18 protein-coding genes, 1 tRNA gene and 1 pseudogene are annotated in these 22,574 nt (G+C 70.0%); 15 read left to right on the plus strand and 5 right to left on the minus strand.

The genetic code is table 11. From position 1 onward, the window contains the following. Positions 1–8 precede the first annotated feature (8 nt). Together CMS_RS00180 and CMS_RS00185 are read left to right on the plus strand one after the other, a co-directional pair. The gene (locus CMS_RS00180; RefSeq protein ID WP_223842677.1) at positions 9–3,356 is read left to right on the plus strand and encodes an RHS repeat-associated core domain-containing protein; all 3,348 of its coding nucleotides are present in this window, start codon (positions 9–11) and stop codon (positions 3,354–3,356) included. A gap of 1,096 nt (positions 3,357–4,452) precedes the next feature. Beyond that, positions 4,453–4,668: a hypothetical protein gene (locus CMS_RS00185; protein WP_012297527.1), complete on the plus strand. Its 216-nt coding sequence runs from the start codon at positions 4,453–4,455 to the stop codon at positions 4,666–4,668. Positions 4,669–5,091: 423 nt separating this feature from the next. Here CMS_RS00185 and CMS_RS16380 read toward each other — a convergent pair whose 3' ends face one another. From CMS_RS16380 to CMS_RS00205, 4 genes are all read right to left on the minus strand, one after another. Beyond that, positions 5,092–6,054 (minus strand): IS481-like element IS1121 family transposase, encoded by a 963-nt coding sequence (locus CMS_RS16380; RefSeq protein ID WP_012296866.1) that lies wholly within the window; start codon positions 6,052–6,054, stop codon positions 5,092–5,094. A gap of 97 nt (positions 6,055–6,151) precedes the next feature. Continuing rightward, positions 6,152–6,634, minus strand: a complete 483-nt coding sequence (gene mscL, locus CMS_RS00195) for a large conductance mechanosensitive channel protein MscL (RefSeq protein WP_012297528.1) — start codon at positions 6,632–6,634, stop codon at positions 6,152–6,154. A gap of 28 nt (positions 6,635–6,662) precedes the next feature. After that, complete coding sequence (locus tag CMS_RS16385) at positions 6,663–7,082, minus strand: FmdB family zinc ribbon protein (RefSeq protein WP_041464246.1); 420 nt, start codon at positions 7,080–7,082, stop codon at positions 6,663–6,665. A gap of 6 nt (positions 7,083–7,088) precedes the next feature. Continuing rightward, the gene (locus tag CMS_RS00205) at positions 7,089–7,664 is read right to left on the minus strand and encodes a 5-formyltetrahydrofolate cyclo-ligase (RefSeq protein ID WP_012297530.1); all 576 of its coding nucleotides are present in this window, start codon (positions 7,662–7,664) and stop codon (positions 7,089–7,091) included. Between the two features lie 40 nt (positions 7,665–7,704). On the opposite strand from CMS_RS00205, the gene galU reads away from it, so the two are divergent. The 7 genes and pseudogenes from galU to CMS_RS00240 all read left to right on the plus strand — a co-directional run bounded on the left by galU (position 7,705) and on the right by CMS_RS00240 (position 14,385). Continuing rightward, positions 7,705–8,601, plus strand: coding sequence for a UTP--glucose-1-phosphate uridylyltransferase GalU (galU, locus tag CMS_RS00210; RefSeq protein ID WP_012297531.1), 897 nt, complete (start codon positions 7,705–7,707; stop codon positions 8,599–8,601). 57 nt (positions 8,602–8,658) lie between these two features. Then, positions 8,659–9,327: a GNAT family N-acetyltransferase gene (locus CMS_RS00215; protein ID WP_012297532.1), complete on the plus strand. Its 669-nt coding sequence runs from the start codon at positions 8,659–8,661 to the stop codon at positions 9,325–9,327. Between the two features lie 98 nt (positions 9,328–9,425). After that, positions 9,426–10,394, plus strand: a complete 969-nt coding sequence (locus CMS_RS00220; protein WP_012297533.1) for a hypothetical protein — start codon at positions 9,426–9,428, stop codon at positions 10,392–10,394. 113 nt (positions 10,395–10,507) lie between these two features. Next, positions 10,508–10,580 (plus strand) — tRNA-Ala (locus CMS_RS00225). Between the two features lie 111 nt (positions 10,581–10,691). Further along, positions 10,692–12,284, plus strand: a pseudogene (locus tag CMS_RS00230) (cellulase family glycosylhydrolase). Positions 12,285–12,360: 76 nt separating this feature from the next. Then, positions 12,361–13,980: a DUF7059 domain-containing protein gene (locus CMS_RS00235; protein ID WP_012297534.1), complete on the plus strand. Its 1,620-nt coding sequence runs from the start codon at positions 12,361–12,363 to the stop codon at positions 13,978–13,980. 9 nt (positions 13,981–13,989) lie between these two features. Next, positions 13,990–14,385 carry a DUF3054 domain-containing protein gene (locus CMS_RS00240; protein ID WP_086935875.1) on the plus strand — a complete coding sequence of 132 codons (396 nt, stop codon included), beginning with the start codon at positions 13,990–13,992 and terminating at the stop codon, positions 14,383–14,385. Between the two features lie 19 nt (positions 14,386–14,404). On the opposite strand, the gene CMS_RS00245 is transcribed toward CMS_RS00240, so the two are convergent. Continuing rightward, positions 14,405–14,842: a hypothetical protein gene (locus tag CMS_RS00245; RefSeq protein WP_012297536.1), complete on the minus strand. Its 438-nt coding sequence runs from the start codon at positions 14,840–14,842 to the stop codon at positions 14,405–14,407. Positions 14,843–14,961: 119 nt separating this feature from the next. Between CMS_RS00245 and CMS_RS00250 the strand changes: the two genes are divergently transcribed. From CMS_RS00250 to CMS_RS00275, 6 genes are all read left to right on the plus strand, one after another. Continuing rightward, entirely contained in the window at positions 14,962–15,963 is a 1,002-nt protein-coding gene (locus tag CMS_RS00250; RefSeq protein WP_012297537.1) for a LacI family DNA-binding transcriptional regulator, read from the plus strand. Positions 15,964–16,078: 115 nt separating this feature from the next. Then, on the plus strand, positions 16,079–17,428 hold the full coding sequence (locus tag CMS_RS00255; protein ID WP_012297538.1) for an extracellular solute-binding protein: 1,350 nt from the start codon (positions 16,079–16,081) through the stop codon (positions 17,426–17,428). A 95-nt stretch (positions 17,429–17,523) separates the two neighbouring features. Then, entirely contained in the window at positions 17,524–18,468 is a 945-nt protein-coding gene (locus CMS_RS00260; protein ID WP_012297539.1) for a carbohydrate ABC transporter permease, read from the plus strand. Further along, positions 18,465–19,385 (plus strand): carbohydrate ABC transporter permease, encoded by a 921-nt coding sequence (locus CMS_RS00265; RefSeq protein ID WP_012297540.1) that lies wholly within the window; start codon positions 18,465–18,467, stop codon positions 19,383–19,385. The genes CMS_RS00260 and CMS_RS00265 overlap by 4 nt, the downstream gene beginning before the upstream one ends. Positions 19,386–19,467: 82 nt before the next feature. Continuing rightward, positions 19,468–21,006: an arabinosylfuranosidase ArfA gene (gene arfA / locus CMS_RS00270; RefSeq protein WP_012297541.1), complete on the plus strand. Its 1,539-nt coding sequence runs from the start codon at positions 19,468–19,470 to the stop codon at positions 21,004–21,006. 290 nt (positions 21,007–21,296) lie between these two features. Then, complete coding sequence (locus CMS_RS00275) at positions 21,297–22,463, plus strand: IS30-like element ISCmi3 family transposase (protein WP_076612010.1); 1,167 nt, start codon at positions 21,297–21,299, stop codon at positions 22,461–22,463. Positions 22,464–22,574 lie beyond the last annotated feature (111 nt).

Consider the following 22,574-nt stretch of genomic DNA (forward strand, 5'->3'; position numbering starts at 1 on the left):
CGATCGCGATGATCGCGACGAGCGCCGTCATGATCACGGGGCTCGGCGCCATGCCGGCCTCCGCCGAGACGGCCGCGGGGCTGGTGCAGTTCGAGGACCAGACGCAGGACCCTGCGGTGATCAACAAGCAGATGCAGGACGAGGCCCAGAAGGCCGCGAAGGCCGCCGTCTGGACGCCGGGCACGATCCCGGCCGAGCCCGCCGACGCCGACAAGCCGGCCCCGGAGCTGCCCCAGTGGAAGGTCCCGAATCCGGACCGCAAGCTGGGACAGGCCGTGTCCACCCAGCGCGTCCCCGCCGGTACGCCGGTCGGCGCACCGGGCCTCGGCGCGCTGCCTTACATGTCCTTCGAGGACATCTCGCTCTCCGACGACACCGTCGCCCGCGTGAACCTCGCGAACGGCAACCTGCTGCTCACCGCGAACGACGGCACCAGCTCCGCCGCCGGCATCGGCGTCCGCGCCGACCGCTACTACAACGGCCTCTCGAGCTCCGCGGGCGCCCTCGGCGGCGGCTGGTCCTCCGTCATGAGCAACGTCGACTTCGGCCTGTCCGTGAACAGCGGCGAGACCGAGGCGACGTTCGTCGGACCGACCGGCTTCTCCGCGAAGTACACCAAGAACAGCGCCGGCGCGTGGGTCGCTCCCGCGGGCTTCAACGCGTCCCTGAGCAAGGGCCAGTTCACCTGGAAGCTCAAGTACAACAAGAGCGGGGAGGCGTACGACTTCGACGTCACCACGAAGCAGCTGACCTACCACACCGACCGCAACGGCATCGGCCTCACCAACGACTGGACCACGTCCGCCACGACCTACACGGTCAAGGACACCTCCGGCCGCTTCACGCGCGTGAACCACACCACTGGATCCGACCCGAAGATCACCTCGATCGTCGACTCGGCCAACCGCACCACCACGTACACGCGGAACGGGTCCGGGCAGCTGACGAAGATCGACAAGCCCGGCGGCGCCGTCACGACGATGACGTACGACACGACGGGTCGCCTCGCGACGATGACCGTCCCGTCCGCCCCCGGCACGACGACGATCACGTTCGGCTACAGCACCGCGCACAAGGTCACCAAGATCACGCAGAAGTCCACGTCCCCGACCTACGGGAACAAGGCCGACGTCGTGACGAACTTCGCCTACAACAGCGGCAACACCGTCGTCACCAACCCGAACGGGAAGGCATCGACCTACGCGTACGACAACCAGGGCCGCGTCACCTCGACCAAGGATCCGCTGAACCGCACCCGCTCGCAGAGCTGGACCGCGAACAGCGACGTCCAGACCTCGACCGATGCACTCGGCTCCGGCAGCACGCCCGGAAACGAGACCAAGAACTCCTACGACGGCCTGAACAACGCCACGAAGACCGAGCTGCCCACCGGCGCCGCGGCCTCCGCGGTGTACTCGGCCGGTGCCGGTTGCGCTTCGAGCGGCGGCGACACCTTCCAGGTGAAGTGCTCCACCGACGCCAGCGGCAACACCGCCAGCTACGACTACGACACCGCTGGCAACCCCACCAAGAAGAAGGACACCACCGCTGGTGGCACCGGCGCGGTCGAGTTCGAGCGCGTCTACGACAACTGGGACTCCACCATCTGCGGTGGCGCTCCGGGCCAGGTCTGCTCCGCCAAGGACGGCAACGGGAACATCACCCGCTACGCCTATGACGGCATGTACAACCTCGCCAAGGTCACGCCGCCCGCCCCGCAGGGCGCGACGACGTACACGTACGACGCGCTCTCCCGTGTCACGAGCGTCACCGACCCGCGCGGCAAGGTCACGAAGTACGCCTACGACGTCCGCGACCGCCAGACGCTGATCACGTTCGCCAACGGCAGCACGCTCGCGAAGACGTACTACCCGAACGGGCTCGTCCAGTACGACTCCGACAGCTTCGCCGGGACCAAGCAGTTCGAGTACGACACCCTGGGCCGCACCACCAGCCAGATCGGTGCTCTCGCCGGGCTGAACCAGAAGTACACGTACGACGCGGCCGGCAACATCCTCACTTTCGAGGACACCAGCGGCATCACGACCAACACCTACAACGCCGCCAACGAGCTCACCAGCCAGCGCGAGCCCGGCGGTGTCTGCCCCACCAGCGGCAACCCCGCCGCGAACAGCGGATGCACGCTGTTCGAGTACAACGGCAATGGCGTGGAGACCCGTCGCGTCTTCCCCGCCGGCGCGCAGATGGTGACCACCCTCGACAAGGCAGGTCGCACCACCCAGGTGCAGGCCAAGAACGCCGCCGGCGGCGTGACCGCCGACGTCGCGTATTCGTTTGCAAAGGATGGCGTGGACACGCTTGACATTCAGACCCGCACCAGCGGCAAGGAAGAGGGCATCCCGGCCGGCGCGGTCACCGCGTACCAGTACGACTCGCAGAGCCGCCTCACGGTCGCCGAGGAGAAGGCCGGCGGCAACACCAACGCGATGTGGGCGTACGCCTACGACGCCGCGGGCAACCGCACGTCGCAGAACCGCTCCGGCAACACCGGCGGCACGCAGGACACCTCGATCGACTACGGCTACAACGCGGCGAACCAGCTCACCAGCACCAGCGCCGACACCACCCAGTGGGTCTACGACGCCGCCGGCAACCAGGTCAAGAACGGCATGACGGGTGTCGTCGCGACCTACGGCGACCGCGGACAGGTCCAGAGCATCGGAGCGACGAACTTCGCCGCCTTCGGCGAGGGAAACACCGACACCCAGAGCGCCACGGGTGGCCGATCCTTCTCCAACTCGATCCTCGGGCTCTCGCGGCAGACCAACACGTCCGCCAGCCTCGTGCAGAACTACAGCCGCACGCCTTCAGGCGAGGCGGTCGGATTCCGGATCTCGTCCAGCCACTACTACGTCACCGACCTCCTCGGCTCCGTCATCGGCATGTTCTCCGGTGCAGGCATCTGGGAGGGCGGCTACTCCTACACTCCGTACGGCGAGGAGCGCGCGACGTCAAGCAACAGCGCGGTCGCGCTGAACTCGCTGCGCTACATCGGCGGCTACCAGGAGTCGACCAATCTCTACAAGATGGGCGCACGCTACTATGACGCCTCGCTGGGCCGCTTCACGCAGATGGACCCGTCCGGCCAGGAACCTCAGCCGTACGCATACGCTGCATGCAACCCCGTTGGTAACATCGATCCGAGCGGCCTCAGCTGCGCCGGAGCAGTCGCCGGCTTCATCTCGGCCGCAGGTCTGCTACTGATAACAGCAGGCTTTGCGCTTACCACTCCCGTCGGTGCTATCGCCACGGCCATCACCGCCGGTGGCCTCCTTCTCGAAGGGGCTGGCGTGTGGGCTACCTGGCAGGAAGTCAAGGAAGAGTGTGATCTATGAGCAATTTAACTCCGTCGTCCAATAAAGGAAGAGTCGCTCAGAGCGTCGTCGTCATACTGGTTGCAATCGCCGTATTGCTCGCCATCACAGGTTTCATGGGTGGCAACCTTCTGATCGGTAGCATCTTCTCGGCAGTGGCGGTGTTGCTGGCCGTAGGGGGCTACTTCGCCGTACGAGACATTGGCCGTCGGGAGCTCTAAATTCAATTAAGGCTCCAATCAGCGGCCCCGTTGACTCTCGTCAGCGGGGCCGTGAGCACGCGTCGACGACGCGAGCCTCACTGATGCCGCCTCGCGGCGGGCACTTTGCAGACGCAGCGAAGCGCAGGACGTGCCTTGGGTCGGGCCTGTGTCGCGGGATATATCGAGTGACATCATAGATACTACTCTCACCCAGGAGGCGACTCGGTCATCTGGTCACACCAGACCAGACCCGAGCTGCGTTTTGCGTCTATGCCGATAATGACTCAGACGCATGAGAAAATGCGCCATTCAGCCTATTCTCTGTTTCGCAACGAAGTCATAAAAGGTGTGTTGCCCGCAATAATTAGTACCGTGCCACCTACAAAACCAAGGATTTGCTCTTCAGGGTTGAATACTCCGTAGTGACGGCCACCACCCCGGCGAACAGGGCAAAAAGCAAATCGTTCGCCAGAATGCACCGGATGTGTCGGTGGAGTTGGACATAACCCATTGTCTCGCAAAACGAGACGTGATATGGAAACTAGAACGAAAATGGTCACCGGGCAGAAGGCTTATTACTCTGCGAGGCTCGCGGTCGGATATTCGAATGTCTGTCGATAGACGCGGTGTCGGCGGAGGTCGACGGCGGGCCGGGCCTCGGCGCCCCTGCGGGGGTTCGTTCGGCGAGGATGATGCGCTCGTCCGGGAGTCGCTCATCGAGCTGCTCGAGGACCGGTCGGCTCGAGGGGCCGCAGATGGTGACGACAGCGAGGCCGATCTCCTCGCGAGGCCGGTGCGCGATCTCGAGGTCAGCCGCAGGAGCAGGTGGTGTTGTCAATTGCGGAGCCGGAGCCGCCCGGGAGATGTCACTGTCGCGCTCTGACGCCTTCCGAGCTGTCTGCGAGGGTCGATCCATGCACCTCTCTTTCCTGCACCGCAGCCGCTGGATCACGTACGGCACCGCGATCGCCATCGGGCTCGCGGGCGTCGCCGGGCTGGTCGTCGGCAACCCGCGGGGGTGGATCCCGGTCGGGATCGCCGTGCTCGCCGTGCTGTTCCAGCGGCTCGTGTCCCGGGACGCGCGGCGGGCGCAGGAGGTCGGCACGGATCCGCGCGACACCGTCGGCTGACCGGCTCGACTAGCCGCATAACGTCGATGCAGATGCATGCAACTGCGACATGGCTTACGTTGTCAATCAGCGGGACGAGCCCTTCGGGTGGGCTGTCCTGCATCACGTCGGCGTCTCGGGGGAGCGCGTCCGACCGCCCGGCCCTCCGTGCACGGAGGCCGGGCCACACCTCTTCCCGCGTCGTCGCGGGGTCGCGGCGGCGCGGCAGGCAGCGCTGCGTCCCGTCCGGGACTTCCGCCGCCCGCGCTGGCAGGCTCGACGCATGACCGTCCCCGCTCGGAGGGCACGCTGCACGCCTCGGCCGACGACGCGGTGGCCGCCTGCGCGCGGGCATGCGCGGTGCTCGTGACGCCCGAGATCCTCGCGGCGATGGGCGCGACGCTCGCGTGCGCCCGGACGCGACCCCGCGCTAGCTGTACTGGGTCATGACGTTGGTGACACTCGGGCCGCGGGCGTGAGCCCGTGGCTTGAGTGGATTCGTTCAGTGTTGTAGTGCTCGATGAAGGGGTCAAGCGCGTCGGCGCGGTGTTGGTTGCTGGTGAAGGGTTGCCGGTAGGCCCACTCGGTCGCGAGGGTCCGGTTGAAGCGCTCGACCTTGCCGTTCTGCCAGGGGCAGTGCGGGCGGATGAACTTCTGCCGCGCGCCCAGGTCCTGGACGGCGTTCTTGAACGCGGTCGAGTGCCGGTAGGCGAACGCGTTGTCCGTGATGACCCGCTCGATCCGGGTGATCCCGCGCCCGGCGAAGTACGCCGCTGCGCGGGTCAGGAACCCGGCCGCGGTCGCGCCTTTCTCATCGGGATGGATCTCCGCGTAGGCGAGACGGGTGTGGTCATCGACCGCGGCATGGACGTAATCGAACCCGATCCCGCGGCCGCGGACCTGCTCGCTGCGCCCGTGGACCCGCCAGCCGCCTCCGTCCGGGATCCTCCCGAGCTTCTTCACGTCCACGTGGATCAGATCACCCGGATGCTCGTGCTCATACCGGTGCGCCGTTGACCGGGATGCCCGGATCACGGCCCCGGTGACGGGGTCCAACCATGCCAACGGCGGCGCCCCGTGCCGGCGCAGGATGCGGGAGATCGTACGGGATGGAACACCTGTCACCGGCGCCAGCCGCGCAGGACCCGCCCGCAACTGGGCCCGCGCTTCCAGCACGGCCCGTTCCCGCTCCGGGCTCGTTCGCCTCGGTACTGACCGGGGCCGCGATGACCGATCCGTCAGCCCTCGCAGCCCCTCGGCACGGAACCGGTTCACCCATCGATGCGCGCACTGCCGCGACACCCCCAGCTCCCGCGCGACGTGCGCGACCGGCCGACGATCCTCCACCACCCGCCGCACGAGGAGAACCCTCCCGTGAACCGTCAGACGAGCATTACCGTGGGACATCGAGGCCTCCTGGCGATGGTTGAACTGAACAGCTCCATCAAGCCAGGAGGCCTCTTCACACGCCCCGAAGTGTCACCAACGTCATGGCCGAGTACAGCTAGGCGGGCTTGCCGGGCTCGGCCACGTGCTGACCGGTGGACGACGGGATCGTGTGCGCGCCCTCGGCCGACGGCCGGCCGGCCAGCAGGTCGCGGATCTCGATGAGCAGCTCGGTCTCGGTCTGCGGCACGTCCTTCGGCGTCGCCTCCTCGGCGGCCTTCTGCTTGGCGAACGCGGTCTTCTTGAGGTGGTTCACCGGCACGACGAGCGCGAAGTACACGACCGCGGCGACGATGAGGAAGTTGATCAGCGCAGCCAGGACGGCGCCGAAGAGGAGCGTCGCCGGCTTGCCGGTGGACGTCGGGATGTCGACCTTGAAGGCGTCGGCCAGCGTCGAGGCGTTGAACAGGGCACCGATCAGCGGGTTGAAGACGTTCGTGACGATGGCCGTGACGATCGCGGTGAACGCGGCGCCGATGACGACGGCGACCGCGAGGTCGATGACGTTGCCGCGGAGGATGAAGTCCTTGAAGCCCTTCACGGGTGCTCCTGTCTGGCGGGCCGCCCGATCAGGTGGACGGCGAGGACGAGCCGGAGCCCGAGGACGCGGGACCGGAGGGGGTGCTGGGGGTCACGGTACCGGAGCCCTGGCCGACGGTGCCGGAACCGGACGACCCGGACGAGTCCGACGAACCGGACGACGAGGAGTCGGAGGACGACGACGAGGACGACGAGTCGCCCGACTTCGCCGACGACGACCCTGAACCCGATCCCGATCCCGACCCCGACCGCGACCGCTTCGCCGCGTCCTCGGTGCGCGAGTCGTTGCGGTAGAAGCCGCTGCCCGTGAAGCTCACGCCCACCGCGGCGAACAGCTTGCGGAGCTTGCCACCGCACACGGGGCACTCGGTGAGGGAGTCGTCGGTGAACGCCTGGACGATGTCGAAGGCGTTGCCGCACACCGTGCAGCGGTAGGAGTACGTGGGCATGGGTCCCTAGAAGGAGTGGATGAGTGTCGGGGTCACGATGCCGTCGACCGGCATGTCGTGCTTCTCCCGCGGGAGCTCGTCGACGAACTCGGCGTCGAACACCACAGCGTAGACCGGGGGACAGGCCTCCATCGATCCGAGGGTCTTGTCGAAGTAGCCGCGACCCCAGCCCATGCGCATGCCGCCCTGGTCGACCGCCGCGGCGGGCACGACGATGAGGTCGACGTCGTTGATGGCGATCGGCCCGAGCAGCTCGCCCACCGGCTCCGGCAGGCCGAACAGGCCCTCGGTCTCCGTGCCGTCGCTCACGACCCAGTCGAGGAGGCCGTCGTTGCGCGACACCGGCAGGAGCACCTGGCGGTCGTTCGCGTGCAGCCACTGGAGGAAGGGACGCGTGGTCGGCTCGTCGACGGTGGACAGGTAGCAGGCCACCCGGCTCGCGTCGTGGTTCGCCACGAGCTCCGTCAACCGGCTGGTCAGGCCGTGCGCCGCCTCGTCGCGCTCCGTCGCGGTCATCTGCCGACGACGCTCCCGCAGCTGGGCGCGCAGGGCCCTCTTCTCGTTCCCGACTTCGCTCGGCATGGTTCGAGTCTAGGTACGTTCCCCCGCTACGCTCGATCGCATGGTCACCCACATCACTAAGGCCGTCATCCCCGCCGCGGGACTCGGAACGCGATTCCTTCCCGCGACGAAGGCGATGCCGAAGGAGATGCTGCCGGTCGTGGACCGCCCGGCCATCCAGTACGTGGTGGAGGAGGCCGTGGGCGCGGGACTGCACGACGTCCTCATGATCACCGGCCGCAACAAGACCGCCCTCGAGAACCACTTCGACCGGAACGCCGAGCTCGAGGCCACCCTCCAGCTCAAGGGCGACGACGCGAAGCTCCGCAAGGTCAACGAGTCCACCGACCTCGCCGACATGCACTACGTCCGCCAGGGCGACCCCAAGGGCCTCGGCCACGCGGTGCTCCGCGCCGAGATGCACGTGGGCCGCGAGCCGTTCGCCGTGCTCCTCGGCGACGACATCATTGACAAGCGCGACGTGCTCCTCTCGCGCATGATCGAGGTCCAGCTCCAGCGCGGCTGCTCCGTCGTCGCGCTGCTCGAGGTGGATCCCGCGCAGACTCACCTCTACGGCGTCGCCACGGTCGAGGCCACCGACGACGACGACGTCGTGCGCATCACCGGCATGGTCGAGAAGCCCGCCGCCGGCACCGCGCCCTCGAACCTCGCGATCATCGGCCGCTACGTGCTGCGCCCCGAGGTATTCGACGTGCTGCACAAGACGGAGCCCGGCAAGGGCGGCGAGATCCAGCTCACCGACGCGCTCGAGAAGATGGCCGCCGCGCCCGAGTGGACCGGCGGCGTGTACGGCGTGGTCTTCCGCGGCCGCCGCTACGACACGGGCGACCGGCTCGACTACCTGAAGGCCATCGTCCAGCTCGGCGTCGATCACGAGGACCTCGGCGAGGGCCTGCGCGAGTGGCTGCCCGAGTTCGTCAAGACCCTCGAGCGCTGATCCCCGACGGCGGCGCGCGGTCCGGTCGCACCGGCGTCCGCGCTGAGGCCTAGGCTCATGGACGTGCCGCAGACCGTACCCACCATGCGGGACGGGCGCATCTCCGTCCGGCCCATCCGGCTCCGCGACTCGCGGGCCCTCGAGCGATCGCTGCTGGACAACCGATCGTGGCTCCGCAAGTGGGAGGCCACGAGCCCCTACGTGCCGATGGCGTTCGACACGCGGGCGAGCATCCGGTCGCTGCAGGCCAACGGCCGCGCCGGCCTCGGCGTGCCGCTCGTCATCGACTACGACGACGAGTTCGCCGGCCAGCTCAACGTGTCGTCCATCGCCTACGGATCGCTCTCGAGCGCGACCATCGGCTACTGGGTCGGCCAGGAGTTCGCGGGCCGGAACGTGACGCCCACGGCCGTCGCGCTCGCGACCGACTACTGCTTCACGACGCTCGGGCTGCACCGGATGGAGATCTGCATCCGCCCGGAGAACGCGCCCAGCCTCCGCGTCGTGCAGAAGCTTGGCTTCCGGTACGAGGGGCTGCGCCGCCGGTACATCCACATCAACGGCGACTGGCGGGACCACTTCTGCTTCGGCCTCGTGGTGGAGGAGCTGTCCACCAGCGTGCTCGTGCGTTGGAAGGACGGCGGCGTGGATCCCGAGTGGTCGCGCGTCCCCGACGCCGACGTCGAGGCGGCCGCGACGCCGCTGGCCGTGCAGCGCCGGATCTGACCCCGCCCCGTCCGCGGACCTGCGGATGCGCCGGTCCGGCCGTGGACACGCGGCGCGCTTCCCGCGGCGCACCCGCCCGACCTCCTAGCCTCGGGATCATGCAATCCGGCGGCATAATCATCGCGCTCTCCGCGGTGCTCTGGCTCGCCTACCTCCTGCCCACGTGGCTGCACCGGCGCCAGTACATGGCGACCGAGCGCAACGCCGTGCGCCTCCAGCAGACCCTGCGGATCCTGGCCGATACGGCCGAGGTCCCCGACGCGGTGCGCGCGGAGACCAGCGCCCGCAGCGTCGTCGAGCAGCAGCGCGCCCTCCGCCGGGCCGCCGAAGAAGCCGAAGCCGCCGCGCGTGCGCGAGACGCCGCCGCCCAGCGCGCCCTACCGAAAGTGGCCCCCGTGTCCGCAACGTCGCCCTCCGCCGCCACGCGCCTCCGCCGCACCCGGCTCGCCGCCACCGCCGTCCTCGCGCTCGCCCTCGTCGGCGTGATCGCCGGGATCGCCCAGGTCGCCGGTGGCAGCGCCTGGACGCTGCTCGTCATCTCCTCCCTCGCCACGTTCGGGTCGCTCGCGATCCTGCACCGCATGTCACAGATCGCCGCCGCCCGTCGCCTCCAGGCGCCGGAGGTCCTCCAGCGGCCGCGCACCGGCTTCACCGACTTCCACGAGCAGGCCGCGCAGCCCGCCGAGCCCGTCGCGGAGCGCGAGGAGGGCGAGTCCTGGACCCCCGTGCCCGTACCGAAGCCGCTGTACCTCTCCCGCTCGCAGGCGCCCGGCCCGCGTCCCGGCGCCGGCGGTGCCCCCCGCACGCCGCTGTCGCCTGTCGAGGAGATGCGCCGCGCCGCCGCCGCGTCCGAGGAGACGCTGCGCCGCGCGCACCTCGAGCCCGAGGTCGCGCGCCTGTCGGCCGAGGAGGAGGAGGCCGCTCCGGCGGCATCCGTCGCTCCGGCCCCGCCCGCCGCGCGCACCGCTCCGGTCAGCCGCTTCTCCCGCATGGGCATCGTTGACGACGCCGAGCCCGGCATGGGAGACCTCGACGAGGTGCTGCGTCGCCGCCGGGCGGTTGGCTAGTCCACCGGTCCGTCCCCAGGAGGGCCGCCGTCGCGCGGTCGGCTGATCCGCCTTCCTCCACGCCCCGCGGTTCGGAGGGCTCCCGGTGACGTGGTAGTCTCGTGGAGTTGTCAGGGCCTATGGCGCAGTTGGTAGCGCGCCTCGTTCGCATCGAGGAGGTCAGGAGTTCGAATCTCCTTAGGTCCACAAGAACCCCGCTCCGGCGGGGTTTTTGCTTGTCGCCGGCATGCTGGAGTCCAGCCTCACGTCCTGTGAGGGAAAGGCGCATACCACGTGATGCGGTCCTAGTCTTCTCGCATGAAGACACCAAGAGGCCTCACCTCCGCACTGCTCGGACTGCTCCTCCCCATCGCCCTCGCGACGGCAGGAGCGTCAGCTGCCTCGGCCTCCGCAGCTGTGCCGGGATCCGCCGCGGCCCAGCCCGCCGCCACGTCGACCGCGTCGAGCGCGTCCGGATGGCTCCACACGGACGGCGGGAGGATCGTCGACTCCGCCGGCTCCACGTACACGATCCGCGGTGCCGCCTGGTTTGGGCTCGAGTCGTCGGGCTGCGTGCTCCACGGGCTCGACAAGATCACCCTCGACAGCGGCATGAAGCACCTCCACGACATGGGCTTCACCACGGTGCGCATGCCGTTCGCGAACAGCTGCCTCCGGGCGTCGAGCGTCGCCGAGGGGGGTACCACCGCCAATCCGGTTCTGAAGGGCATCACCCCGCTGCAGCTCATGGACCGCGCCATCGCCTCTGCCAAGGCCAACGGCCTGAACGTGATCCTCGACCAGCACCGACCCACGACCGATGGGCAGTCCGAGCTGTGGTACACGCCTGACCTCTCCGAGGCGCAGTGGATCTCCGACTGGAAGATGCTCGCGGACCGCTACAAGGACGACCCCACGGTCATCGGCGTCGACTTGCACAACGAGCCGCACGGCCAGGCGACCTGGGGCTCCGGGGACGCGGCCACCGACTGACGGCTGGCCGCCGAGCGCGGGGGTGACGCGGTGCTGTCGGTGAACCCGAAGCTGCTCGTCATCGTCGAGGGAACCGACAAGCAGCCCGACGGATCCGGCACATGGTGGGGCGGGGCCCTCGGCGCCGCGGGCGACAAGCCCGTCGAGCTGAGCGTCGCGAACCGCGTCGTCTACTCGCCGCACGACTACCCCGCGAGCATCTACGGGCAGTCCTGGTTCAGCTCGCCGGATTACCCGGACAACCTGCCCGGCGTGTGGGACGCCCACTGGGGCTACCTCGCGAAGAAGAGCATCGCCCCGGTGCTGCTCGGCGAGTTCGGTACGAAGCTCGAGACCACCAGCGACAAGCAGTGGCTGACGACCCTGGTGTCGTACCTCAAGACCACCGGCATCAGCTCCTCGTTCTGGTCGTTCAACCCCGACAGCGGTGACACCGGCGGGCTCGTGCAGAGCGACTGGGTCACGCCCGAGCAGGTGAAGCTCGACGCGATGGCGCCGATCCTCCACCCGACTGAGTCGTCGGGTTCCGGTTCCGGAGCGCAGCCTGCACCGCAGCCGCAGCCGCAGCCGCAGCCGCAGCCCCAGCCTGCACCGCAGCCCCAGCCCGCGCCCTCCACGTCGGGCGCCGTGACGGCGACGTGGCAGCCCGGCGGATCATGGTCGTCGGGCTACGTGGCCGGCCTGGACGTCACCGCGAAGTCCGCGGTCGCCGGGTGGACCGCGTCGTGGGCGAGCCCGGGCACGACCTCCGTCGGGAACAGCTGGGGAGTGCGCTGCACCATCGCGACCGGCACCGTGACGTGCACGGGCGCCGACTGGGCGGGTGCGCTATCCGCGGGCCAGACCGTCCACGTCGGCCTGCAGGCGGCGGGCGGGCCGGCCCCGTCCTCGCCGCAACTCACGGTGACGAGCCGCTGACCACCTTCCCGCATCCACGACGCCGGTCGCCGGGCACCCGCCCGGCGGCCGGCGTCTCGCCGGTTAAGCTCGACCGGTGCCCCGCCCCGCGATCCCGTCCGTGACCATCGCCACCCCGGAGGTCCGGGCGCTGCGCGCCGACCTCGAGGCGGCGCCCTTCACCGTCGCGTCTGCGCTCGACCTGTGGGGCGATGCGGCCGGGAAGGCGCTGCACCGGGGGAACCGGATCCCGGCCCGTCGTGCTGTCGAGGCCGCCCGCACCGCCGACGGGTTCCCCGCGGCCGCCGTGCTCGCGTCCCTGTTCGTGCTGGGCGACCCGGTCGACGCAGACGACCTCCGCGCTGCCCTGCCGACGCTCGGCCTCGACGGCGCCGCGCGTCTCGGCCTCATCGAGGTCGACGGCGACCGGGTCCGCCCGGCGGTCGACCTGCGCCCCTACGGCTTCATCGACGCACACGGCGTCGGCGAGTGGTGGATCGCCTCCGACCTCGGCGAGCTCGCCACCGGCGGCGCGCTCGACGAGGACCACGTGCTCGGCGTCGGCGGCGCGTCCGCGACCCTCAGCGGCCTCATGATCTCCGCGCCCGTCGCCACCGCGCTCGACCTCGGCACCGGCTGCGGGATCCAGGCGCTGCACGCCTCCCGGCACGCCGACCGCGTCGTGGCGACCGACATTTCCGCGCGTGCCCTCGCGTTCGCGGCGCTGAACGCGGCGCTCAACGGGATCACGACCATCGAGCTGCGGCTCGGCAGCCTGTTCGAGCCGGTGGCGGGGGAGCGGTTCGACCACATCGTCTCGAACCCGCCCTTCGTCATCACCCCGCGCGCGGAGGGCGTGCCGGCCTACGAGTACCGCGACGCCGGCCTCGTGGGCGACGCGCTGGTCGAGGGCGTCGTCGCCGACCTCGCGGACCACCTCACGCCCGGCGGCATCGCGCAGCTCCTCGGCAACTGGGAGCACCGCGCCGGGGAGCCCGGCCTCGAGCGCGTCGCGGGGTGGCTCGACCGGGCGGCCGCGCGCACCGGGTCCGGCCTCGACGCGTGGATCGTCGAGCGCGAGGTGCAGGACGCCGCGCTCTACGCCGAGACGTGGATCCGCGACGGCGGCACCCGCGCCGGCACCCCCGAGTCGGAGGTGCTGATGGACGCGTGGCTCGACGACTTCGCCGCGCGCGAGGTGGACGCGGTCGGCTTCGGCTACCTCACCCTCCGCCGGCCGGCAGCGGGGGCGCCGACGCTCCGCCGCATCGAGCGCCTGCACGGCGGACTCGGCAACAACCCCACGGGCCTCGGCGACCACCTCCAGGCCTCGCTCGCCGCGCACGACGCCCTCGCCGCCGTCGACGACCGCGCGCTCGTCGGGCTCGCGCTCGTGGTGTCCGTCGACGTCACGGAGGAGCGGCACTACTGGCCGGGCGCCGAGGATCCCACGGTCATGACGCTCCGCCAGGGCGCGGGCTTCGGCCGCGAGGTGCCGCTCGACACGGGCCTCGCGGCGCTCGTCGGCACGTGCGACGGGGAGCTCGCGGTGGGCGCCATCGTCGACGCCGTCGCGCAGCTCACCGGCGTGGACGCGGTCGCCCTGCGCGCCGAGCTGCTCCCGCGGGTCCACGGGCTCGTCGCCGATGGCTTCCTCACGCTGCCGGGAACGGCGTCCGACGACGCGCTCGCCGACCACCCAGCGCGCGACACCTAGGATCGCGGGGTGACTCCTCGAACAGCCCGCCGCGCCGCCCGCCCTGAGATCGTCCGCGCCGTCGTCCTCGACGCTGCGCTCATCGTCGTCTTCGTGCTCATCGGCCGGGCGAGCCACGGCGAGGACCACGCGCCGTCGGGCGTCCTCGGCACCGCGTGGCCGTTCCTCGCGGGCAGGCTCGTCGGCTGGATCGTCGCCCGGGCCTGGCGCAGCCCCTCGCGCGTCGCGCCCACCGGTCTCCTGGTGTGGGGCGTGACCGTGGTGGTGGGCATGGTGCTCCGGGCGCTCAGCGGCGAGGGCGTGGTGATCCCGTTCGTCATCACGACCGCGATCATCCTGGGGCTCCTCCTGCTCGGCTGGCGCGCGGTCTCGGCCATCGTCGTCCGCCGGCGCGCCCGGGCCTGACCCCGCCGGCCACCCCGCCTCAGGCGGCGGGCGAGGTGGGGGCAGCAGCCTCCATCACGGCGATGAGCGCCTTCGCGTAGGCCTCCTCGGCCTCGAGGTCGCGGTGCTCGATCTCGTGGCCGTCGATCACGACGAGCACCACGTGCGCGCCGTCCTCGGCGCCGCCGATCTCGCGCCGCAGCGACCGGAACGCCCCGGCGAGGAGCGCGCGCAGCTGGTCCTCGCGCGGCAGCCACAGGCTGTCCTCGAGCGCCACGGAGTCGAGCGCCCACTCGGTCGTGCCGTTGAACCCGAGCACGGTCCCGGTCGCGTGCTCGTGCGCCTCGATTGTGAGCTCGCTGATGGTGAAGACGTCGGACTCGAAGCCCTGGCCGCGGATTCGGAACCGGTCGCCGGGCTCGGGGCTCCACTCGAGGCCGAGCTCCAAGAGGGTCGTGGCATGCGCGGTGGAGATCATCCGTGCAGTATGCCGGTCGCTCCCGGGCGTCGCCCCGCGGGCGGGGGAATGCGTGTGCATTAGATTCGCAGGGCACGGACTGCGGACGGCTCCCGCCGCCGGTCGGCCCCGGGAGGACCATGCGCGCGACAGTGAAGGACGTCGCCGCGCGTGCCGGCGTCTCCCCGAAGACGGTGTCGAACGTGATCACCGGCCGCGTCGCCGTGAGCCCCGTCACCCGCGAGCGCGTCGAGCGGGCGGTCACGGAACTCGACTACGTGCCGAACCTGTCTGCGCGCGGCCTCCGCAACGGCCGCACCGGGATCATCGCCGTCGCCCTGCCCGACCTCAGCACGGCGTACTCGGCAGAGCTCGCCCACCACCTCGTGGAGGTCGCGCACGAGGCGGGCTACAGCATCCAGATGGAGGAGACGGGCTCGCGGCCCGACCGCGAGCGCGACCTCATGTCCCGTGCGCGCGAGCACCTCGTCGACGGCCTGATCCTCAACCCCGTGCTCCTGTCGCGGAGCGCCATCGCGCGCGCCGAGTCGCTGCCGCCGGTCGTGGTGATCGGCGAGGTCGAGCAGGAGATCGTCGACCGGGTCCTCGTCGACAGCGTCCAGGCCGCGTACGACATGACGCGCTTCCTGCTCGGCACGGGCGCCCGGCGCATCGCCGCGGTCGGCACGGCCACGCGCGAGGAGTCCGCGGCCGGCGACCTCCGCCGCATCGGCTACCGGCGCGCGATGGAGGAGGCGGGCGAGGCGCCCGTCGAGATCGACCGCACGGGGTGGAACAGCGCGTCCGGGGCGGAGGCGGTGGACTCCTGGCTCAGCGACGGCAACCCGCTCCCGGACGCCCTCTTCTGCTTCACCGACGGCCTCGCGTTCGGCGTCCTGCGGGCGCTCGCCGACCACGGGGTGCGCGTGCCCGAGGACGTGCAGGTCGCGGGGTTCGACGACGTCGACCAGTCGCGCTTCTCGATCCCCACCCTCACCACCGTGCACTTCGACATCCGCGCGTACGCGGAGGCGGCCGTCGGCCAGCTGGTGCGCCGGATCGAGGAGCGCGACGGACCGCCCGTCCAGCTCGTCATCCCGCATCGCGTCGTCGTCCGGGGCAGCACGCGCGCATCCGCCTGACGTGACAGGACCGGTGGCCTGACCCCGCGGTGACCGGCCGGGAGGCCGATGCCCGGAAACGTTGCGCTCGGCATTAAAACGATGTAATGATCGTCGCATCACGAAGGAGTGGTCAATGGATCCTGTTACGGGAAAGGCCGGGGGACGCCCCTCGGCATGGTCGAGGCGTCAGATCCTCATGGGCGGAGCGGCGGCCCTGGGCGGCGCGTTCCTCGTCGGGGGCCTCTCCGGCTGCGCGCCCCAGGTGGCGTCGGCCGGCGGCATCGTCGACCTGAAGTACTGGCACCTGCTGTCCGGAGGCGACGGCATCCGCATGACGGAGATGGTGAAGGAGGCGAACGACTCCGGCGGCGGCTTCGACGTCACGGCCACCGTCCTCGCCTGGGGCCAGCCGTACTACACGAAGCTCGCCATGGCGTCGGTGGGTGGCCGCGCACCGGACGTCGCGGTGATGCACGCGGCGCGCGTGCCCGGCTTCGCGCCCGGCGGGCTGCTCGACCCGTGGGACACCGACAGGCTCGCGGAGCTCGGCGTCACGCAGGCGGACTTCGAGCCGCGCGTCTGGGACAAGGGCGTCGTGGACGGGAAGCTGTACTCCATCGCCCTCGACAGCCACCCGTTCATCCTCATGTACAACACGGACATCGCCCGCGAGGCGGGCGTGCTGGGCGACGACGGGCAGCTCGCGGAGATCACGTCACCCGACGGCTTCCTCGAGGCGATGCGCGCGATGCAGGGCGTGACCGGCGAGCACGGCTTCAGCTACGGCTACCTCGGCGACGGCGCCCAGATGTGGCGCATGTTCTACACGTTCTACAAGCAGATGGGCGGCGACATGGAGCTGCCCACGGGCGGCGAGGTCGTCTACGACCGCGACAAGGCGGTCGCGTCGCTCGAGTACATCCAGACCCTGCTCGACGGCACGATCGCCACCCCGAGCGGTGACGCGGGCACCGCCATCGCCGAGTTCGCGGGCGGCAAGAGCGGCGCCATCGTCACCGGCGTGTGGGAGCTGCCCACCTTCCAGACGGCGAAGGTCCCGCTCGACGCGATGCCCATCCCGAACCTCTTCGGCACGCCGGCGACCTTCGCCGACTCGCACGCGTTCGTGCTCCCGCACCAGAGCTCGCCGGATCCGGTCAAGCGCGAGACGACGTACGCCTTCGTCGCCGACCTCCTGAAGAACTCGCTGCAGTGGGCGGGGGCCGGGCACATCCCCGCGTACAAGCCGGTCATCGACAGCCCGGAGTACGCGGAGCTCCTGCCGCAGGCGCACTACGCGAACGCGGCCGAGCAGATCGAGTACGACCCGGTGGCGTACTTCACCGGATCCGGCTCGGACTTCCAGACGTACTTCGCCGAGAACGTGCAGAACGTGTTCCTCGGGCGCCAGGAGGCGGGGGTCGGCCTCGACGCCTTCATCCGGCAGATAAACGCGCTGCTCGCCAAGCCCAACCCCCTGTAGCGCGCGACCACCCGCAGCGCGCCATCGATCTCGCGGTCGCCGCCCGTGCGCGGCACCGCACCCTCTTCCCAGCGAAACGACGAAGGAGTCCACTCGTGACGACAGCAGCACCGCCCACCCCGGTCGCTCCCGCGGCCGGGTCCCACGCCCCGCGACCCGCGGTCGGCCAGCCCCGGGTCAAGGCCAAGCAGCAGGCCCAGGGCATGCTCTTCATCGCCCCGTTCCTCATCACCTTCCTGGTGTTCCTGGTGTGGCCCGTCCTCTACGGCTTCTACCAGAGCCTCACCGGGCAGAGCCTCACCGGCGCCAACAGCGAGCTCATCGGCTTCGCGAACTACTTCGAGGCCTTCGGCGACTCGCAGATGTGGCGCTCGCTCGGCAACACCGTGGTCTTCACGATCGCGAGCACCGTCCCGCTCCTGGTCGTGGGCCTCGTGCTCGCGCTCCTCGTGAACCTCGGCCTCCCGGGCCAGTGGCTCTGGCGGCTGGCGTTCTTCCTGCCGTTCCTCCTCGCGTCCACGGTCGTGTCGCTGTTCTGGCTCTGGATGTACAACCCGCAGCTCGGCGTCGTGAACGCGATCGCCGGGGCGTTCGGCCTCCCGCAGCCGGCGTGGCTCCAGGACTCGAACCTCGCCATGACGAGCGTCGTCATCACGACCGTGTGGTGGACCGTCGGGTTCAACTTCCTCATCTACCTGGCGGCGCTGCAGAACATCCCGGACCAGCAGTACGAGGCCGCCGCGCTCGACGGCGCCGGCAAGTGGCGGCAGCTGTTCTCCATCACGATCCCGCAGCTCGCCCCGACCACGGCGCTCCTCGCGATCCTGCAGGTGCTCGCGTCGCTCAAGGTCTTCGACCAGATCTACCAGATGACCGCGGGCGGCCCGGGCGGCTCGACGCGGCCCATCGTGCAGTACGTCTTCGAGACAGGGTTCACCGGCTTCCGCTTCGGCTACTCCGCCGCCATCTCGTACATCTTCTTCGCCCTGATCGTCGTGATCTCGGTCATCCAGTTCACCGCGACCCGGAGGAAGTCATGACCACCGCCACCCGTCCCGCCTTCTCCTCCGGCACGCTCGCCCGGAAGCCCGCGACCAGCGTCGCCGCCCGCCAGGGCCGCACGGGGACGCCGCGGTTCCAGCCGTCGCGCATCGCCGCGCTCCTGATCCTCATCGTCCTCGCGGCCGCGTGGCTGCTGCCGTTCCTCTGGGCGGTGCTCACGTCGTTCAAGTCGGAGACCGACGCGGCGGCGTTCCCGGTCACCGTCTTCCCGGCGGGGGGCTTCACGTTCGACGCCTACGCGTCGGTGCTGAACGGCGGCACGATCCCGCTGTGGACCTGGAACAGCCTGCTCACCAGCACGGTGATCACGGTGGTGGCGGTCGTGTTCTCGGCGCTCGCCGGCTACGCGCTCAGCCGCATCGACTTCCGCGGCCGCAAGCTGCTGATGGGGGCGATCGTGGCGTCGATCATCATCCCGCCGCAGATCCTCATCGTCCCGCTCTTCTACCAGATGCTGTCGTTCAACCTGGTGGACACCCTCTGGGCCGTGATCCTGCCGCAGATCGTGCAGCCCGCCATGGTGTTCATCCTGAAGGCGTTCTTCGACCAGATCCCCATCGAGCTCGAGGACGCCGCGCGCGTCGACGGCGCCGGACGCGTGCGCGTGTTCCTGCAGATCGTGATGCCGCTGTCGCGCCCCATCCTCTCGGCGGTCGCGATCTTCGTCTTCATCGGCGCGTGGAACAACTTCCTGTGGCCCTTCATCGCCACGAACGACGCGACGCTCATGACCCTGCCGGTCGGCCTGCAGACGGTGAAGAACGCCTACGGGATCCAGTACGCGCAGAACATGGCCTCCGCCGTGCTCGCCGCGCTGCCGCTGATCCTGGTGTTCCTCTTCTTCCAGCGCCAGATCATCAAGGGCATCTCGACCACCGGGTTCGGCGGGCAGTGACCCCGCGCGCCGACACCCCGACCCGCACCACCCATCCCGCCCGGGACGCACGCGCCCGGGCCGCTCGCGAAGGAGGACGCCCATGACCCGCGCCCGCATCACCATCGACCGCGACTTCACCATCGGCGACGTGCCCCGCCGGCTCTTCGGCTCGTTCGTCGAGCACATGGGCCGCTGCGTCTACACCGGCATCTACGAGCCGGGCCACCCGACCGCGACGCCCGAGGGCTACCGGCAGGACGTGCTCGACCTCACGAAGGAGCTCGGCGCCACCGTCGTGCGGTACCCCGGCGGCAACTTCGTCTCGGGCTACGACTGGGAGGACGGCGTGGGCCCCGTCGAGGACCGGCCGCGCCGGCTCGACGGCGCCTGGCACACCGTGGAGACGAACGCGTTCGGCCTGCACGAGTTCGTGGGCTGGTCGAAGGCCGCGGGCGTCGAGGTGATGGAGGCCGTCAACCTCGGCACGCGCGGCGTCGACGCGGCACGCTCGCTGGTCGAGTACGCGAACCACCCGGGCGGATCGAAGTACTCCGACATGCGGCGGAGGAACGGCGCCGAGGATCCCTTCGACATCAAGCTCTGGTGCCTCGGCAACGAGATGGACGGGCCGTGGCAGATCGGCCACAAGACGGCCGACGAGTACGGCCGCCTCGCGCAGGAGGCCGGGAAGGCCATGCGGCTGGTGGATCCGAGCATCGAGCTGGTCGCGTGCGGCAGCTCCAACTCGGGCATGCCGACCTTCGGCCAGTGGGAGCAGACCGTGCTCGGCCACACCTACGACGTCGTCGACTACGTCTCGCTGCACGCCTACTACTACGAGCACGAGGGGGACGTGCGGAGCTTCCTCGCGAGCGCCGTCGACATGGACTTCTTCATCGAGTCGGTGGTCGCGACCGCGGACGCGACCGGCGCGCGCCTGAAGAGCCGCAAGCGCATCGACCTCTCGTTCGACGAGTGGAACGTCTGGTACCAGCGCGGGCTCGACGGCGAGGACCAGCCGCACCGCATCGAGAAGGCAGGTTGGCGCGAGCACCCGCGGGTCATCGAGGACGAGTACAGCGTCACGGACGCGGTGGTGGTGGGCACGCTGCTCAACTCGCTGCTGCGGCACGGCGACCGGGTGAAGATCGCCAACCAGGCGCAGCTCGTCAACGTGATCGCGCCCATCCGCAGCGAGGAGGGCGGGCCCGCGTGGCGGCAGTCGATCTTCTGGCCGTTCGCGCGGATGGCGCAGCTCGCGACGGGCCGGATCCTCCAGGTCGAGGTCGACAGCGACCGCTACGACAACGACCGCTTCGGCACGGCCGACGTGGTCGACGTGAGCGCGACCTGGGACGAGGAGGCGGGCACCGTGTCCCTCTTCCTGGCGAACCGCGGGCTCGAGGAGGACGCGTCGACCGAGGTGGCGCTGCGCGGGCTCGACGCCGGGCGGATCCTCCGCGCCGAGGTCCTGCGCGTCCCCGAGGGCGGCGACCGGCACGCGAGCAACACCCTGGAGTCCGGCGAGCAGGTCGGGCTCGTGCCGCTCGAGGGCGTGGACGCGGAGGGCGGGCGCCTGACGCTCACGCTCCCGGCGCTGTCCTGGGCGGTCGTGGTGCTGGACGTGACCCGGAGCTGACGCCGGACGCACGACGACGGCCCGCCCCGCGCGGGCGGATTCTCGTGGTCCCCGCAACACCCTGAGTTCAGGGGGTTGCGGGGATCGTGGTTTCGGGTGAGTTGCGGCGGGAGTTCTTCGAGGTACTGGACCGGGTCGATGGCAGCATCACGGCTGCTGCGGCTGTGGTCGGGGTGAGTCGGAACACCGCGTACGGGTGGGCGCGCACGGCTGGTGTGCGTGGGCGCGGGAAGTCCGGTACAGCGGGGCATCCAGGGCGTGGCGAGTACGAGCGGCTCCGCGTGGAGGGGATGTCCCGGCGGGTAGCCGCGTCGCGGGTCGGTGTGCATGAGCGCACTGCGCAGGACTGGGACCGCGGCTGGATGAAGCGGGGCAGTGTTCGGATTCATGCTGATGGTCGGCGGATCGAGTACAACACCGGGATGGCTACCATCACGGGACCGCGTCTGCCCGCTGTCGACGCTGTTCTGCATCCGCGGTTCCTGACCGTGATCGAGCGGGAGACGATCGCGGATCTGCGCCGTCAGGACCTGTCGCTGCGCGCGATCGGGCGGGTTCTGGGTCGGCCGGCATCGACGATCAAACGCGAGCTCGATGCCCGCACGGTCGCGGGGACCTACCAGCCCCACGCGGCGCACCGGGCCTGGGCAGCGAGCCGCTCTCGTCCGAAGCGGGCGAAGCTCGCTCAGGACGGGCCGCTGCGGGACTACGTCGCACGCAAGCTGATGCTGCGCTGGTCACCGGAGCAGATCTCCCGCCTGCTGGTTCGGGAGTTCCCGGGCGAGGAGAGTATGCGGGTGAGCACGGAGACGATCTACCAAGCGATCTACGTCCAGGCCCGCGGCGGACTGCGCCGCGAAGTCGCCGACGCGTTACGCACCGGCCGCACCCGCCGCAGACCCCGCACCCGCCCAGAGCATCGCACTCAACGGTTCGTGGACCCGATGGTCATGATCGCTGACCGGCCCGCGGAGATCGAGGACCGGGCAGTCCCTGGGCATTGGGAGGGTGATCTGATCGTCGGCACGAGCTCACAGTCCGCGATCGTGACTCTGGTCGAACGCACCACCCGCTACGTCATGCTCGGCCATCTCCCCGGCGGGCATACCGCCGAGGAAGTCCGTGACGTGCTCGTGCCCTTGATCAGCACCCTGCCTGCACACCTACGTGGATCGTTGACCTGGGACCAGGGCGCTGAGATGGCGAGCCACCGCCAGATCAGCATCCAGGCCGGAATCCCGGTCTATTTCTGCGATCCGCACTCACCCTGGCAACGCGGCAGCAACGAGAACACCAACGGACTCCTGCGCCAGTACTTCCCTAAGGGCACCGATCTCGCCGCCCATACCTCCGCCGACCTCGAACATGTCGCTCAGCAGCTCAACGGCCGACCACGCAAAACGCTCGACTGGGACACCCCAGCCGAGCGAATGCGTGCTCTACTGACAACCATCTAAATCATCAGGTGTTGCGACGACCACGAGAATCCGCCGATGCGGGGGGGGGCGTCGTCGTCCCCACGCTCCTCCTCCCCGCCTGCCGCCGACCGGCCCCCGGATACGATTGCC

The organism is Clavibacter sepedonicus (assembly GCF_000069225.1).
Taxonomy (GTDB): domain Bacteria; phylum Actinomycetota; class Actinomycetes; order Actinomycetales; family Microbacteriaceae; genus Clavibacter; species Clavibacter sepedonicus.